A 15,361-nucleotide genomic window follows, 5' to 3' on the forward strand; every position below is an offset into this window, starting at 1 on the left:
CCGCGCCGGCGCCCACTCTCAAGCGAGACACGATATGAGCAGTTTCATGCACAGCGCCTCCGTTCCCGTCCTGACGCAAATGCTGTCGGCCCTGTCCGATGTGCTGAAGAAGGCGGAAGCCCAGGCCACGGAAAAGAACATCGATCCGGACGCCTATCTCGGCGCCCGCCTGTTCCCCGACATGTTCCCGCTGGCGCGTCAGGTGCAGATCGCGTCGGATTTTGCCAAAGGCATCGCCTCGCGCCTGGCCGGCGCGGAAGTGCCGTCGTGGCCGGACAGCGAAGCCAGCTTCGCCGGCCTGCAGGCCCTGATCGCCAAGACCTTGGAGCACCTGGGTTCCTTCGGCCCGGAACAGTTCGCGCAGAGCGAAGCCCGCGAGATCGTGCTGCGCCCTGGCACGCCGAAGGAAAAGAAGCTGAGCGGCAGCGCCTACCTGCTGCACTATGGCCTGCCGCAGTTCTTCTTCCACGTCACCACGGCCTACGACATCCTGCGCCACAACGGCGTGGAAATCGGCAAGCGCGATTACATGGGCAAGTATTGATCCACCACTGCGGGCCCCTGCCACGGGGCCCGCATCGCCGCTACTCCGCGTAGCCGGGGTTGCGGCGATCCAGCCGGCGCAGCAAGCCCGGCCAGGCCAGCATGGCCTTGTGCGCGCGGTCGGCCTGCGATTCCACCGTCGCGTTCTTCAGGATGTCGGGCGGTATGTAGGTCAGCTCGCCGCCGGCCTGGGCCCGCACCTGCACCATGCAGGCGGCCTCCAGCCGGTGCATGGCCTGGAAGGCTTCGGCCATGCTCTGCCCCACGGTCAACAGGCCGTGGTTGCGCAGGATGAGATAAGAATTGCTGCCCAGGTCCCGCACCAGCCGCGGTTGTTCCTCGGGATTCAACGCCAGGCCTTCGTAGTCGTGGTAGCTGAGCGAGCGCAGCACGATGAACGCGAACTGCGACAGCGGCAGCAACCCGGCCTTCTGCGCCGACACCGCCACCCCGTTGATGGAATGCGTGTGCAGCACGCACATGGCGTCCTTGCGGGCCGCGTGGATACAGCTGTGGATGGTGAAGCCGGCCGGATTGATGTCGTATTCCGAGTCCATGACCTTGCGCCCATCGAGGTCGATCTTGACCAGGCTGGATGCGGTGATCTCGTCGAACATCATGCCGTAGGGGTTGATCAGGAAGTGTTCGGTCCCGGGCACCTTGGCCGTGATGTGGGTGAAGATCAGGTCATCCCAGCCGAACAGCGCCACCAGCCGGTATAGCGCCGCCAGATCCTTGCGGACCTCCCATTCCGTTGCGCTGACCTGTTCGCGCACGCTGGCGCCCTTGCCTGCCGTATCCATACTGTCTCCATTTTTCGATGATTGCCCGCGGCCACTGCGCGGGCGCTGACTGGCACTTTATTCGTTTTGCCCCAGGCCGGCACGCGGCGCGGCCAAGGAGCGGTCACCGCGGTTCACGAAGAATTCACATATGTGATGGAAATGGCGAGATGTCATTCCTATGATTCCGCTCAATAGCAGCCCAGTACAGACGCCCCGCCACACCATGTCCGTTGATCTACCCGATACCGATTTCCGCATACACCAGCTGGTCAGCCGGCACCTGCCTGGCCTGGCCGCGCATACCGCCCTGATTTCCGATGAAGGAAGCTGGACCTATGCGGAACTCGACACGGTGGTCGACGCGCTGGCCGCCTATCTGCGGACCCAGGGCCTGCGCGCTGGCGACCGCCTGCTGATCGCCGGGGAAAGCGGCGGCACCCAGCTGGCCGCCGTGCTGGCCTGCAGCCGGCTGGACGCCTGGGCCGTGGTCGTCAACGCCCGCATGACCGGCGTGGAAGTCGACGCCATCAAGGCGCACTGCCAGCCGCGGCTGCTGCTCGCCACCAGCGGCCTGTCGACGGAAGCCCAGGCCCACGGCCTGCGCCATGGCGCGCGCGAGGTCGAGCTTGCCGGCCTGCGCTTTGCCTGCACCGAAGCGGACCCCGCCGCGCAAGCCGAGCCGGCGCAGGCGGACTCGCGCGAACAGGTGGCGGTGATGATCTACACCAGCGGCACCACCGGCACGCCCAAGGGCGTGATGCTTACGCATGCCAACCTGGGCCATTCGTCCGCCGTCGCACGCCACGCGCGCGGCACCAGCCGCGATGACCGGATCTATTCGGCGCTGCCCATCTCGCACGTGTATGGCCTGAGCACCGTGGCCCTGGCCGCGCTCGGCGCCGGCGCGACGCTGCAATTGGCCAGCCGCTTCGACGTTGCGCACGCGATCGCCGCGCTGGCCGGCGGCATCACCATGCTGCATGGCGTGCCCGCCATGTACGTGCGCCTGCTGCAGGCGCATGAGCAAGGCACGCCGATCCCCGCGCCGCGCGTGCGCCTGCTGCATTGCGGCGGCGCGCCGCTGGATCCGTCGCTCAAGGCGCGCATCGAAGCAATCTTCGGGGAACCCATCAACAACGGCTATGGCCTCACCGAGGCCTCGCCGACGATCAGCATGGTGCCCTACCGCCAACGGCGCGCCGACCTGAGCGTGGGTTATCTGATTCCGGGCATGCAGGCCCGCATCGTCGGTGAAGACGGCCAGGAAGTGGCGTCCGGGGAAGTCGGCGAACTGCAAGTGCGCGGCCCCAACATCATGAAGGGCTATTACAAGGCGCCCGAGCAGACCGCGCAGGCGCTGGACGCCGCGGGCTGGCTGCGCACCGGCGACCTGCTGCGCGCGGAGCCGGACGGCGCGCTGTTCGTGATGGGCCGGATCAAGGACCTGATCATCCGTTCCGGCTTCAACGTCTACCCCAGCGAAGTCGAGGCCGCGCTCAACGCCTATGCCGGCGTGCGCCAATCCTGCGTGGTCGGCGTGCCGCTTGACGGCGACGAGCAGATCATCGCCTTCGTCGAAGCGGAGGACGGCCTCAGCATCGAGGCGGAAGCCTTGCAGGCCTTTGCGCGCGAGCGCCTCGCGCCCTACAAGCGCCCGCAGAAAATCATCCTGCTTTCCAGGCTGCCAGCGGCAGATAATGGAAAGATCCTCCGCAAGGCCGTCGTCGACATGGCGCGCGCGCATTGCAATTGACTTACCAAAACAAAATATCCATCCACAGGAGACAACCATGAAATTCGCAGCACGCAGGCATTTCCTGGCGGCCGCCGCCGCCCTGGCCGCGGTTTGCAGCCTGCCGGCGCAGGCGGCCGACAACGCCTGGCCCGAGAAGCCGATCCGCTTCATCGTGCCCAGCGCCGCAGGCGGCGGGGCCGACACGGTTGCGCGCCTGTTGGCCCAGCACATCGGCGGCGTGCTCAAGCAACCGATCGTGGTCGAAAACCGCGCCGGCGGCTCGGGCGTGATCGCCGGCAATGCCGTGCTGGGCGCGCCGACCGACGGCTATACCTTCATGCTGGGTTTCACCACCATGTCGCAGCTGCCGGCGACCTCGACGGTCAAGATCCCGTATCAGGTGGACCGCGACTTCATTCCGGTATCCCTGGTCGCCCGTTCCTCCAACGTGCTGGTGGTCAATCGCAGCAGCGTGGACGTGGATTCGGTCAAGGCCCTGGTGGAAGCGCTGCGCGCCGCTCCCCAGAAATACAGCTACGGGTCCTACGGCAACGGTTCGACCGGCCATTTCCTGGGCGCCCAGTTCCTGCAGGAAACCAAGACCAGCGCCCAACACGTGCCGTACAAGGGCGCTGCGCCCATGATGTCCGACCTGCTGGGCGGCGTGGTCTCCTTCGCCTTTCCCGACATCGGCTCGGCCCTGCCGCACCTGAATTCCGACCGCCTGCGCGTGCTGGCCGTGACCGGCGACAAGCGCATGGCGACCCTGCCGCAGACGCCCACCATGACGGAACTGGGCTACCAGGGCTTCAACCTGGGCGCCTGGTTCGGCCTGTTCGCGGCCAAGGGCACGCCCGACGCCATCGTCCAGGCCATGTCGACGCAGATCGCCGACGCGGTCAAGGCGCCCGAGGTCCAGTCCAAGCTCGTCGGCATGAACCTGGATCCCGTGGGCAGCGATCCCAAGACCTTCGCCACGTTCTTCCAGACCGATCTGAAGCGCTGGGCAGAACTGGCAGACAAGGCCAATATCCGCACCGACTGATCCCGAGGCACGCCATGTCCCGTTCATCTCGCCGGCTCGAACTTCCTGACGCGTCCATCAAGGACAGCACGCGCGACCTGGGCCAGCGCTCGGTGAAGTCGGCCCAGCGCGTGCTCGAACTGATCGAGCTGCTCGAACAGCTCGGACGGCCCGTCACGCTGGCGGAGATCGTGCGCGCCAGCGGCTATCCGCAGTCCAGCACCTGGATGCTGGTGCAGACGCTGATGCGCATGGGCTATCTGTGCCACAACCCGGACGATGGCACCTACATGCCCAGCCTGCGGCTCAACATGCTGGGCGGCTGGGTGCATGACCTGGCCCTGCCCCGCAGCAACCTGCGCCTGGCCATGCGCGCACTGGGCGAACGGCTGGGCCTGAGCATCATCCTCGGCCAGCGCAGCGGCCGCTATGTGCAGTACGCCCACGTGCTCTACGGCGCCAAGGACCGCAAGACCCAAGTCCCCATCGGCGTAGTGCGTCCACTGATCGACACTGGCCTGGGCTACGCGCTGCTGGCGCAGTTGCCCGACGACGAAGTCTGCGCCATTGCCAGCGTCTGCCTGGCGCGCGCCGAGCACGAATCGCCGGTGACGACCCTGCGCCAGGTCCTGACCATTGTCGACAAGGCCCGCAGCGCCGGCTTCGTCTACTCGCACCGGCTGCAAAGCGCCAACCGCGCCTCCTTCTCCTTCGCGCTGGTCACCGACCCAGGCGCCGGCGACCACACCGGGCTGATGGGCCTGGCCATCGCCGGCACGCGCCAGGACGTGGCCGCGCGCCTGCGCGATATCCCCCGCACGGTCAATGAAGTTGCCGCCGAATTTCTGCCCGATGTCCCCATACACATCAAGGCCGCCCATCCCATTTCGCCGATCTGAAGGCGCCCCATAGAGCGATCATCACCATGGATATTGAAATCACGCCTGAAGAGCGGGAATTCCGCCAGGAAGTCCGCAGCTTCGCGCAGGCCCACCTGCCCGAAGGCGTCCGCCGCAAAGTGCTGTATGGCGAGAAACTGGAGAAACACGAATACGTGGATTGGCAGCGGCATCTGCACCGCCAGGGCTGGATCGCGCCGGCATGGCCCGTGCAATACGGCGGCACCGGCTGGAGCCTGGGAAAACAGCGCATCTTCCTGCACGAGCTGGCCCTGCAATGCGCGCCCGAGACCATTCCATTCGGCATTTCCATGGTCGGCCCGGTGATCTACACCTTCGGTTCGGACGAGCAGAAGGCGCAATACCTGCCCGCCATACTCGGTTCTGAAACCTGGTGGTGCCAGGGCTTTTCGGAACCCAACGCCGGCTCCGACCTGGCCTCGCTGCGCACCCGCGCGGTCGATTGCGGCGACCACTATCTGCTCAATGGCCAGAAAGCCTGGACCACCCACGGGCGCCATGCCGACATGATGTTCTGCCTGGCCCGCACCAGCGACACCGGCAAGCCACAGCAAGGCATTTCCTTCCTGCTGCTCGACATGAAGACCCCGGGCATCGAGGTCCGGCCGGTGCGCACCATCGATGAAGGCGCCAGCATCTGCGAAGTGTTCTTCAACGACGTCCGCGTGCCGAAGTCCGGCCTGGTCGGCAAGGAAGGCGAAGGCTGGACCTACGCCAAGTTCCTGCTCGGCCACGAGCGCGCCATGATCGCCCGCGTCGGCCGCTCGCGCATGCAGCTGGTGCGCGCGCAACGCCTGGCCTCGCATCCGCTGGCCGACGGCAGCCGTCCCATCGACAACCCGATCTACCGCCAGCGCCTGTGCGACATCGAAGCGCGCCTGCGCGCACTGGAATTGACCGAGTTGCGCGCCTTGTCGGCCTACCGCCCGGGATCCGGCTTCGACGTCGCCGATTCTTCCATGCTGAAGATCGAAGGCTCCGAGATCTGCCAGGCCCTGACCGAACTGCTGCTGGACCTCGCCGGCCGCTACGGCATGGTCTACACCGGCCGCTACACCCAGTCGCCCATCGGCGACGCCACGGCGCACGGCCTGCTGGGCGACCACCTGTTCAACCGCGTGGCCACGATTTACGGCGGCAGCTCCGAAATCCAGAAGTCCGTGATCGCCAAGAGCCGATTCCAGAAATAAGCAAGGACACGCCATGAATCTGAACCTCTCCGACGAACAAGCGATGATCCGCGCGAGCGTGTTCGATTATTTTTCGACCGCTTACGGCTTCGACCGCCATCTCGAACGGCTGGCCAACCCCGCCAAGACCGACCGCGCCGCCTGGCAGGCCATGGGCGAACTGGGCTGGCTGGGGCTCACCGTGCCGCAGGACGACGGCGGCCTGGGCCTGGGGCCGCAGGAAACCATGCTGTTGATGGAAGGCGCGGGCGCCTCGCTCAGCACCGAACCGCTGCTGGCCAGCGCGGTATTGACGGCGCCGCTGCTGGCGGGCGCGGCCGCGGGATCGCCTGCCGCGCAGGCGCTGGAAGCCGCAATCGCGGGCCAGGCCAGCCTGGCCCTGGCCTGGACTGAAACCGATCGCGGCTTCGCGCCGCTGCAGGCGAACGCCCGCGCCGAACGCGACGGCGAGGGCTGGCGCGTAAGCGGCCGCAAGACGCTGGTGGACAACGGCGCGGACGCCGACTGGCTGGTGGTGACGGCCCGCAGCGAAGCCGGCCTGGCGCTGCTGCTGGTGCAGGGCAACGCCGCGGGGCTGACCCGTACCGGCGCCCCGCTGGCCGACGGCGCCCGCAGCGCCGACCTGGTGTTCCAGAACACGCCGGCCGCGGCCTGCCTGGCCAGCGGCCAGGAAGCCCAAGCCCTCCTGCTGCGCGCCGTCTACCGTGGCCTCGCGGCCAGCTGCGCGGTGGCGCTGGGCGCCATCGAACGTACGCTGGAAATCTGCCGCGACTACCTGCACGAACGCAGCCAGTTCGGCAAGCCGCTGGCCGCGCTGCAAGTCCTGCAGCACCGCTACGTGGACATGCTGATCGCGGCCGAACGGGCGCGTTCCATGACCCTGCTGGCCGCGCTACGCGCGGACGAAGCCGCCGCTGGCGATGCCGAGGCGCAGCGCGATCTCAGCCTGGCCAAGCTGACCGTGGGCCGCAGCGCGCGCCACGTGGGCGGCCAGGCCATCCAGGTGCACGGCGGCATGGGCATGGCCTACGAATATCCCATCGGCCACTACTACCGCAAGCTGCTGTGCTGCGACGCGGCCTTCGGCTCGCAGGACGACCATCTGGCCCTGCTGTCCGAAGGCTTGGCAGCGCCCGCCGACGCCTGACATCCGCTTTGATCATTCCTTCCTATCTCGCCATGGCAACCCCCGCAAACCAACGCATCCAGGCCACGCGACAGGACGACGTCCTGCTGCTGGGCCTGAACCACCCGCCCCTCAATACGCTGGACCATCCCCTGCGCCAGCAATTGCATGAAGCCTTGCAGGCCGCCGCCCAGGATGCGTCGGTGCAAGCCATCGTGCTGCACGGCGCACAGGGCAACTTCAGCGCTGGCGCCGACATCCGCGAATTCGACCAACCCAGGCAGGCGCCCTGGGCCGGCGACGTCGCCAATCTCATCGCCGCCAGCAGCAAGCCCATCGTCGCGGCGCTGCAAGGCGTGGCCCTCGGCGGCGGCCTGGAGCTGGCGCTGGCAGCCCATGCCCGCGTCGGCGCCGCCAACGCCAGGCTGGGCCTGCCCGAGGTCAAACTCGGCCTGCTGCCCGGCGGCGGCGGCACGCAACGCCTGCCGCGCCTGATCGGCGCGGCGGCTGCCCTGCCCCTGATCCTTGAAGGCCGTAGCGTAGACGGCAAGGCCGCGCTGGCGCTGGGCCTGCTGGACCAGGTCTGCGACGAAGCCAGCCTGCTGGACTGCGCCGTGCGCAAGGCACGGGCGCTGTGCGCAGACAATGCCGCCGCGCGCCGCGGCGCCGCTGCGGCCGACGACAAGCAGGCCGGGCTGGCCGCCGTGGCTGCGCAACGCGAGCGCCTGGCCGCCAAGCCCCATTCCCTGCCGGCCCAGCATCTGCTGCTGGATTGCCTGCAAGCCGCGCTTGAACTGCCGCTGGCAGAGGGCCTGAAGGTCGAGCGCGAGGCCTTTCTGCAATGCGTGGCCAGCCCCGAGCACAAGGGCCTGGCGCACGCCTTCTTCGCCGAAAGACTGGCCGGAAAATCCCCGGCTGGCGCGGCCCGGCCGCGTCCCGTGCAACGCGCCGGCGTCATCGGCGGCGGCACCATGGGCGCCGGCATTGCCGTGGCCATGCTCGATGCCGGCCTGGACGTGGTGCTGATCGAACGCGACGCCGCCTCGCTGCAGGCCGGCCAGGAGCGGATCGACGGCGTCTACCAACGGCAGGTCAACTCGGGCAGGCTCGACGCGGCCACGCGTGAGCGGCGCCTGTCGCGCCTGAGCGCGGCAACCGACTACGCCGCGCTTTCCTCGGTCGACCTGGTGGTCGAAGCGGTGTTCGAAGACATGGAAGTGAAGACCCAGGTATTCGCGGAACTGGACCGGGCCTGCAAGCCCGGCGCCATCCTGGCCACCAATACCTCGTACCTGGACATCAACCAGATCGCGCGCAGCATCTCGCGTCCGCAAGACGTGATCGGGCTGCACTTCTTCTCGCCCGCCAACATCATGAAGCTGCTGGAGATCGTGGTGCCCGAGCAGGTCGCCGACGACGTGGTGGCGACGGGCTTCGCGCTGGCGCGGCGGCTGGGCAAGGTGCCGGTGCGCGCCGGCGTGTGCGACGGCTTCATCGGCAACCGCATTCTCTACGTGTACCGCGAGGCCGCCAACCACATGATGGAGGATGGCGCCTCGCCCTACCAGATCGACCAGGCGCTGGAACGCTTCGGCTACGCCATGGGACCGTTCCGCACCGCCGACCTGACCGGCGGCGACATCGGCTGGGCGACCCGCAAGCGCAAGGCCGCCACCCGCCCGCCCGAGGCCCGCTACGTGCAGGTGGCCGACCGGCTGTGCGAACGCGGCTGGTTCGGCCAGAAGACCGGCCGGGGCTATTACCTCTACCCTGAACGCGGCCAGCGCGGCAAGCCCGACGCCGAGGTGCTGGCGCTGATCGACCAGGAACGCGCCGCGCGCGGCATCGAAGCCCGCCGGTTCAGCGACGAGGACATCGTGCGGCGCTACATGGCCGCGCTGGTCAACGAAGCCGCCAAGGTGCTGGACGACGGCATCGCGCTGCGGCCCGCGGACATCGACGCCGCGCTGGTCAACGGCTACGGCTTTCCGCGCTGGCGCGGCGGCCCCATGAAATACGCCGACGACGTCGGCCTGGCGGCCGTCCTGGCCGACATCGAATCCTATGCCAAGGAAGACGCGGCGTTCTGGGCCCCCTCGGAACTGCTGCGGCGCCTGGCGCGCGCAGGCGCGACCTTCGGCAAACTGAACCAACCCCAATAAGGAATCGCCGCATCATGCGAGAAGCCGTCATCGTCGCCACCGCGCGCACGCCGCTCACCAAGTCCAAGCGCGGCGAGTTCAACATCACCCAGGGGCCGACCCTGGCCTCTTACGCCATCCAGGCCGCGGTGGAACGCGCGGGCGTGGATCCGCACAGCATCGAGGACGTGGTGCTGGGCTGCGGCTACCCGGAAGGCACCACCGGCCGCAACGTGGCCCGCCAGGCGGCGTTGCGCGCCGGCCTGCCGCAAAGCGTCGCCGGCGCCACCGTCAACCGCTTCTGCGCCTCCGGCCTGCAGGCCGTGGCCGATGCGGCGGCGCGCGTGGTCATGGGCCAGTCCGGCCCGGTCGTAGCCGGCGGCGTGGAAAGCTGCTCGCTGCTGCGCACCCGCGACGACGGCGTCAGCGGCATCGACAGCTGGCTGCAGGACCAGATCCCCGGCCTCTACCTGCCCATGATCGCCACCGCCGATATCGTGGCGCAGCGCTACGGCATCAGCCGCGAGGACCAGGACGCCTTTGCCTTGCGCAGCCAGCAGCTCACCGCCGCGGCGCAGCGCGAAGGCCGCTATGCCGACGAGATCATTTCCGTGCGCGCCACCATGGAAATCACCGACAAGGCGACGGGCGCCACCCGCCGCGAAGACGTCACCGTCAGCGCCGACAACTGCAACCGCGCGTCCACCACCGCCGAAGGCCTGGCCGGCCTGGTTCCCGTCATGGGCCCGGACCGCTACGTGACCGCGGGCAATGCCTCGCAGCTGGCCGACGGCGCCTCGGCCTGCGTGCTGATGGACGCCCGCGACGCCGAACGCGCCAACCTCGAACCGCTGGGCGCCTTCCGCGGCCTGGCCGTGGCCGGTTGCGCTCCCGATGAAATGGGGATAGGCCCGGTCTACGCCGTGCCCCGCCTGCTGGAGCGCCACGGTCTGAAGGTCGAGGACATCGACCTGTGGGAGTTGAACGAAGCCTTCGCCTCGCAAGCGCTGTACTGCCAGCGCCGCCTGGGGATCCCGCTGGAGCGGCTCAACGTCAACGGCGGTTCGATCGCGGTGGGCCATCCCTTCGGCGTGACCGGCGCGCGCCTGACCGGCCATGTCCTGCTGGAAGGCAGGCGCCGTGGCGCCAAGTATGCGGTGGTCACCATGTGCGTGGGCGGCGGCATGGGCGCGGCGGGGTTGTTCGAGATCTTCTGAGCACGCAAAGGCGCGGGGTTGGAACCGCCGCGCGCCGCGTCGCTTCGTAGGCCGCACGCCGGCGCGGACGCGGTGAGCGGTTTGCTGATGTCCTTTAGCTTCTTGGGGTGGGCGGTGACGCCATCAGAAAATCAATCGCCGCATTCACACCAGCGAACACAGTAGCAATCAAAAAAAGCATGTATGTGTTATTCGGCCGCCCGCGCGGCCGAATAACACGGGCAGCCCAAGACTCGCCCCTGACCACAGCTCCGGCAGCGCGACGACCCAAGACACACGTAGCCCGTCGGTGCGGGCGGCGTGGCGGCGAGCAACCTCGATGCGCCCGACGGAATCCGAAGGAGTCGCCGAAGGCGAGGACGAGGATGAGGATGGGGCAGTCCGGAGCGAAGGCTCCGGACCGCAATCGTGGGCGCTCGCCGCCACGCCGCCCGCGCCGACGGGCGACCTACGAAGCACGAGCCGCAGCAACAGCAACAACCACAAAAACAGAGCAAAAAAAGAAGGGCGTCCGCGGACGCCCTTGCGGCTTCCCGCCGCTTACTGCGGTTCGATCTTCGCGTCGATCGCGCGTTGCGTCCAGACCTGGCGCTGCGATTGCGCGAAGGCCTGGTGTTCGGCCAAGGTGTTGGGCGAGACCTGCATGCCCAGGGATTCGAAGCGTTGCAACACGTCAGGCTCGCGCAGGATGGCGGCGACTTCCTGGTTCAGCTTCTGCGCGATGGCGTCGGGCGTCTTGGCCGGCACGGCCACGCCGACCCACACCACCAAGTCGAACTTCTGGTAACCCAGTTCCGCCAAGGTCGGCACGCCGGGGAATTCCTTGGCGCGCTCATGGCCCGTGTAGGCCAGGCCGCGCAGCTTGCCGGCCTGCATGAAGGAGGTGACGACGGACAGATCGGCGAACAGGTAGTCGACGTGGCCGCCCAGCAGGTCGGTCACGGCCGGCGGCTGGCTCTTGTAGGGCACGCCGTTGGCGGCAGCGCCGGCCACGGTGTTGAAAGTGGCGCCGGCGATCTGGCTGGTGGGCGAGCCGTAGGCGTAGTTCAGGGGCTTAGCCTGCGTGGCCTTGACCAGTTCCTGCAGCGACTTGTAGGGCGCATCCTCGCGCACCACCAGCATCATCGGGATGGTGGCGATGCGGATGACGTGGGTGAAGTCGCCAGTGGGATCGAACGGCAGCTTGCGGAACAGCGCCGGCGTGGCCGAGTGCGTCGAGCTGCTGGTGAGGATCAGCGTATAGCCGTCGGGCTGGGCGCGCGCGGCGAACGAGGCGCCGATGGTGCCGGACGCGCCGGGCTTGTTCTCGATCACGACCGGCACGTTCAGGCGCGGACCGAGCTTTTCGGCAATGATGCGCGCGCTGGTGTCGGTGGCGCTGCCCGGCGAGAACGGCACGACGATGGTGATGGGCTTGTCGGGATAGGCGCCCTGCGCCAGCGCCACGGGCGGCAGCGCGCCAGCCAGCGCGGTCAGGACGGTGAGGCTGCCAGCGGCCAGCAGGCTGCGGCGCACGCCGAACGGTCGATTCATGCTTGTCTCCTGTCAGGGGCCGCGGGTCGGCCTCTTTAACTCTGACCGTATGATGCTTGCGACCCGCTTATCCCAACAAGGGACTAATTTTCATAGACTTATTCCAAACCCGGATTAATTGCCTTCAGACTGGCGCTCGCGCAGATAGTCTTCGGTGGCCTGCAAAAAGGCTGAAGCCGCCAACGACAGACGCGCGTTGCGGCGCTGGATCAGCCAGAGCTCGTGCCCATGCTTGCGGGCGCCATCGATCTCCAGGATGCGCAAGCCCAGCTGCCGCGCCAAGTCGCAGGCATAGCCGGGCACCACGGTTATCCCCAGCCCCGCGCCGACCAGCTTCAGCGCCGAGACCAGCATGCCGGCCTCGATGCGGTAACGGAATTCCAGGTTCAGGTCGGCCGCCACGCGGTCCAGGCTGCGCCGCACGCTGTACACGTTGCGCAGCATGATGTGGTCGTGGGCGGCCACATCGGCCCATGACACGGAACGCTTGCGCGTCAGCGCGTGGCGCGGCGCGCATACCGCGTACATGGTGTCGCGGTAGATGACCCGCGTGGCCAGTTCTTCCGAAGGCGTTTCGACCGAGACGATGCCGAAGTCTGCCCGGCCATTGCGCACGTGTTCTATGGTGTCGTCGGTGGACAGCTCGAACAGGTCCAGCTTCACGCTGGGATGGGCGCGGTGATAGTCGGCCACCACCTCGCCCAGCAACCCGACCATCATCAGCGGCGAGGTGGCCACGCCCACGGTGCCGCGTTCCAGTGTGCGCAGGCCCGACATGCTGCGCTCGGCGGCGCGCACGGTGCCCAGGATTTCCTGGGCGTAGGCATAGAAATCCGCCGCGCCGTCGCAAGGCGTGACGCTGCGGGTGGAGCGCTCGAACAGCGGCTGGCCGACCTCGGCCTCCAGTTCGGCGCAGAGTTTGCTGACGGCCGACTGGGTCACGAAGGCCGCGCGCGCGGCCGCCGTGAAACTGCGCAGTTCGTAAAGCGCGCAAAACACGCGCAATTGCTTGAGAGTGATGTTCATGGTCGAAGTCGCCGCCAGGCGCCGCCGGCCATGCCGGCCTCAGCGCGCAGGCTCGAGCATATCGCGATCGGCGTCCTGGCGCGGCGCCTGGCGCTTGATCTCGCCCGGCGTGCGCGAGAAGCGCACCGGGATGCCCGCGGCCATCAATGGCCCTTCGGTCGGATGTTCCACGCGCTGGAAGAACCCCGTCGCCTGCAGGTGCGGATCCTCGAACAAGGCTTCCGGCGTGTTCACGCGCGAATGCGGGATGTCCGCGTCCGCCAGCAGCGCCAGCCACTCCCCGGTGCCGCGCAGCGCGACGATGTCCGCCAGGTCCTGGTAGAGCTCGTCGAAGTGCCGCGCGCGCGAGGCCGCGTCGACGTAGCGCGCGTCCGCCGCCAGGTCGGCGCGTTCGGCCAGGGCGAAGAAGCGCCGCCATTGCGCATCGGTATAGGGCAGCAAGGCCAGATAGCCGTCGCGTGTGCGGTAGGGACGCCGCTGCGGCGACAGCACCCGGCTGTAGCCCATGGGTCCCAGCGGCGGCACGAAGCTGTGCCCGCTCATGTGTTCGACCAGGGTGAAGGAGACCAGCGTTTCGAACATGGGGATTTCGACTGCCTGCCCCTGGCCCGAACGCTCGCGCTCGTACAAGGCCATGGGAATCGCATACGCCAGCGTCAACCCCGCCACCTTGTCGGCGATGATGGTGTTGACATAGGCCGGCGCGCCGCTGTTGCGGCCTTGCAGGTCCGCCATTCCGCTCATGGCCTGGATGATGTCGTCAAAAGCCGGACGCGCGGCGTAGGGGCCGTCCTGGCCGAAGCCCACCGCCGAGCAATGGATCAGGCGCGGGTTGCGCGCGCGCAGCGTGTCCGCGTCCAGGCCCAGGCGCGCCAGGGCCGCCGGGCGCACGTTGGACACGAACACGTCGGCGCCGTCGATCAGGCGCAGCAGGCTGTCGCGGTCGGCCGGCGTCTTGGCGTCCAACGTCACGCTGTACTTATTGCGGTTGAGGTTCAGGTAGGCCGGCCCCATGCCCGGGTTCATCGCCGGAGCCGAGGTCCGGAACACGTCGCCTTCGGGCGCCTCGACCTTGATCACCTCCGCCCCCATGTCGGCCAGGATCTGGGTGCCGTACGGCCCCATGGCCACCGAGGTCATGTCGACGACCCGCACGCCCGCGAGCGGGCCAGCCATTACTTGGCCTCCTGCTGCTTCTTGCGGTTGACGAAGGGCGCCATGTAGCGGCGCGGCTCGTCGGTGGTGAAGGCCTCGCCGAACGCAGCCACGCTGCGGTCCAGGCCGGCTTCCACGGTGGACTCGCTCCAGTATTGCAGCAGCGCCTTCTGCGAGCGCACCGCGATCGGGCCGCTTTCGGCGATGGGCGCCACCGTGCGTTCGACCAGCGCGTCCAGCGCGCCGGTTTCGCTGACGAATTCCAGGAAGCCCCACTGCTGCGCCTGCGCAGCGTCCACCGTCTCGCCGGTCAGCAGCAGCCAATTGGTGGGGCCGGGGCCGATGATGGCCGGCAGCAGCACGGCGTGGATCACGGACGGGATGCCCACGCGCACCTCGGGCATGCCGAAGACCGCGTCCTTCGATCCCAGACGGATGTCGCAGGCCGCGGCCAACTCCATGCCCGCGCCCAGGCAGAAGCCCGGGATGCGGGCGATGGTGGGCACGGGAATCGCGGCCACCGCGTCGCACAGGTCGCGCAGCCGGGTGATGAATTCGCGCGCGCCCTGCGGATCAAGCTCGGCCATCTCATAGATGTTGGCGCCGCCCACGAAGGCGCGCTCGCCCGAACCGCGGATGACCACGGCGCGGGCATCGTCCTGGGCCGCGATCCAGCGGGCGGCCTCGGTCAGGCTCAGCGTGACCGCCGAGGCCAGAATGTTCAGGCTCTTGGCGTCGTGGATCTGCAGGGTATAGACGCCGCGCTCGTCGCGGGTCACGAGGGCATGGGCGAAAGCAGGGATAGGCGCAGTCATGGAAACTCCAGCTAGGGTTATGGCCACCGATGCTAAGGGTAGGGTTTCATCACAACAAACGAGTAATTTTCATGAAATAAGTCTGAAACGGAATAAATACCGAAGCCCCGGCGGCTTGGTTACGATAGCCGCCTCTTGCGGGAGTCGCACC

At 67.9% G+C, this 15,361-nt stretch carries 13 protein-coding genes; 8 read left to right on the forward strand and 5 right to left on the reverse strand.

Annotated elements, in window-relative coordinates; genetic code table 11:
* Positions 1-34: 34 nt before the first annotated feature.
* A complete protein-coding gene (locus tag AC6LKD_RS00145) occupies positions 35-544 on the forward strand; it encodes a DUF1993 domain-containing protein (protein WP_013395991.1) in 510 nt (169 codons plus the stop codon).
* Positions 545-584: 40 nt separating this feature from the next.
* Here the strand turns inward: AC6LKD_RS00145 and AC6LKD_RS00150 are convergent, their stop codons facing one another.
* Positions 585-1,346, reverse strand: a complete 762-nt coding sequence (locus AC6LKD_RS00150; protein ID WP_498114671.1) for a class II aldolase/adducin family protein — start codon at positions 1,344-1,346, stop codon at positions 585-587.
* Positions 1,347-1,551: 205 nt separating this feature from the next.
* On the opposite strand from AC6LKD_RS00150, the gene AC6LKD_RS00155 reads away from it, so the two are divergent.
* The 7 genes from AC6LKD_RS00155 to AC6LKD_RS00185 are packed head-to-tail and all read left to right on the forward strand — an operon-like array spanning position 1,552 to position 10,681.
* Complete coding sequence (locus tag AC6LKD_RS00155; RefSeq protein ID WP_498114672.1) at positions 1,552-3,081, forward strand: class I adenylate-forming enzyme family protein; 1,530 nt, start codon at positions 1,552-1,554, stop codon at positions 3,079-3,081.
* A 37-nt stretch (positions 3,082-3,118) separates the two neighbouring features.
* A complete protein-coding gene (locus tag AC6LKD_RS00160; RefSeq protein WP_498114673.1) occupies positions 3,119-4,108 on the forward strand; it encodes a Bug family tripartite tricarboxylate transporter substrate binding protein in 990 nt (329 codons plus the stop codon).
* Positions 4,109-4,122: 14 nt separating this feature from the next.
* Positions 4,123-4,986 carry an IclR family transcriptional regulator gene (locus tag AC6LKD_RS00165; RefSeq protein WP_013395995.1) on the forward strand — a complete coding sequence of 288 codons (864 nt, stop codon included), beginning with the start codon at positions 4,123-4,125 and terminating at the stop codon, positions 4,984-4,986.
* A gap of 26 nt (positions 4,987-5,012) precedes the next feature.
* Positions 5,013-6,197 carry an acyl-CoA dehydrogenase family protein gene (locus tag AC6LKD_RS00170; protein WP_498114674.1) on the forward strand — a complete coding sequence of 395 codons (1,185 nt, stop codon included), beginning with the start codon at positions 5,013-5,015 and terminating at the stop codon, positions 6,195-6,197.
* A 13-nt stretch (positions 6,198-6,210) separates the two neighbouring features.
* Entirely contained in the window at positions 6,211-7,344 is a 1,134-nt protein-coding gene (locus AC6LKD_RS00175; protein ID WP_492274411.1) for an acyl-CoA dehydrogenase family protein, read from the forward strand.
* A 32-nt stretch (positions 7,345-7,376) separates the two neighbouring features.
* On the forward strand, positions 7,377-9,485 hold the full coding sequence (locus AC6LKD_RS00180) for a 3-hydroxyacyl-CoA dehydrogenase NAD-binding domain-containing protein (RefSeq protein WP_498114675.1): 2,109 nt from the start codon (positions 7,377-7,379) through the stop codon (positions 9,483-9,485).
* A 14-nt stretch (positions 9,486-9,499) separates the two neighbouring features.
* Positions 9,500-10,681 (forward strand): acetyl-CoA C-acyltransferase, encoded by a 1,182-nt coding sequence (locus tag AC6LKD_RS00185; RefSeq protein ID WP_498114676.1) that lies wholly within the window; start codon positions 9,500-9,502, stop codon positions 10,679-10,681.
* A 540-nt stretch (positions 10,682-11,221) separates the two neighbouring features.
* On the opposite strand, the gene AC6LKD_RS00190 is transcribed toward AC6LKD_RS00185, so the two are convergent.
* The 4 genes from AC6LKD_RS00190 to AC6LKD_RS00205 form a co-directional block, all read right to left on the reverse strand.
* On the reverse strand, positions 11,222-12,214 hold the full coding sequence (locus AC6LKD_RS00190; RefSeq protein WP_498114677.1) for a Bug family tripartite tricarboxylate transporter substrate binding protein: 993 nt from the start codon (positions 12,212-12,214) through the stop codon (positions 11,222-11,224).
* Positions 12,215-12,328: 114 nt separating this feature from the next.
* Positions 12,329-13,240: a LysR family transcriptional regulator gene (locus AC6LKD_RS00195; protein WP_013396001.1), complete on the reverse strand. Its 912-nt coding sequence runs from the start codon at positions 13,238-13,240 to the stop codon at positions 12,329-12,331.
* Between the two features lie 39 nt (positions 13,241-13,279).
* Entirely contained in the window at positions 13,280-14,416 is a 1,137-nt protein-coding gene (locus AC6LKD_RS00200) for a CaiB/BaiF CoA transferase family protein (RefSeq protein WP_498114678.1), read from the reverse strand.
* Positions 14,416-15,210 (reverse strand): enoyl-CoA hydratase, encoded by a 795-nt coding sequence (locus AC6LKD_RS00205; RefSeq protein ID WP_498114679.1) that lies wholly within the window; start codon positions 15,208-15,210, stop codon positions 14,416-14,418. Before AC6LKD_RS00205 ends, AC6LKD_RS00200 begins: the two co-directional genes overlap by 1 nt.
* Positions 15,211-15,361: the final 151 nt, after the last annotated feature.

The organism is Achromobacter sp. D7-1, from assembly GCF_059760445.1.

What these genes read in the sequence shown, in the direction of transcription:
- AC6LKD_RS00200 (WP_498114678.1), bottom strand. Translation starts at nt 14,416, where the DNA reads ATGGCTGGCCCGCTCGCGGGCGTGCGGGTCGTCGACATGACCTCGGTG.
- AC6LKD_RS00195 (WP_013396001.1), bottom strand. Translation starts at nt 13,240, where the DNA reads ATGAACATCACTCTCAAGCAATTGCGCGTGTTTTGCGCGCTTTACGAA.
- AC6LKD_RS00150 (WP_498114671.1), bottom strand. Translation starts at nt 1,346, where the DNA reads ATGGATACGGCAGGCAAGGGCGCCAGCGTGCGCGAACAGGTCAGCGCA.
- AC6LKD_RS00175 (WP_492274411.1), top strand. Translation starts at nt 6,211, where the DNA reads ATGAATCTGAACCTCTCCGACGAACAAGCGATGATCCGCGCGAGCGTG.
- AC6LKD_RS00170 (WP_498114674.1), top strand. Translation starts at nt 5,013, where the DNA reads ATGGATATTGAAATCACGCCTGAAGAGCGGGAATTCCGCCAGGAAGTC.
- AC6LKD_RS00155 (WP_498114672.1), top strand. Translation starts at nt 1,552, where the DNA reads ATGTCCGTTGATCTACCCGATACCGATTTCCGCATACACCAGCTGGTC.
- AC6LKD_RS00160 (WP_498114673.1), top strand. Translation starts at nt 3,119, where the DNA reads ATGAAATTCGCAGCACGCAGGCATTTCCTGGCGGCCGCCGCCGCCCTG.
- AC6LKD_RS00165 (WP_013395995.1), top strand. Translation starts at nt 4,123, where the DNA reads ATGTCCCGTTCATCTCGCCGGCTCGAACTTCCTGACGCGTCCATCAAG.
- AC6LKD_RS00190 (WP_498114677.1), bottom strand. Translation starts at nt 12,214, where the DNA reads ATGAATCGACCGTTCGGCGTGCGCCGCAGCCTGCTGGCCGCTGGCAGC.
- AC6LKD_RS00185 (WP_498114676.1), top strand. Translation starts at nt 9,500, where the DNA reads ATGCGAGAAGCCGTCATCGTCGCCACCGCGCGCACGCCGCTCACCAAG.
- AC6LKD_RS00180 (WP_498114675.1), top strand. Translation starts at nt 7,377, where the DNA reads ATGGCAACCCCCGCAAACCAACGCATCCAGGCCACGCGACAGGACGAC.
- AC6LKD_RS00145 (WP_013395991.1), top strand. Translation starts at nt 35, where the DNA reads ATGAGCAGTTTCATGCACAGCGCCTCCGTTCCCGTCCTGACGCAAATG.
- AC6LKD_RS00205 (WP_498114679.1), bottom strand. Translation starts at nt 15,210, where the DNA reads ATGACTGCGCCTATCCCTGCTTTCGCCCATGCCCTCGTGACCCGCGAC.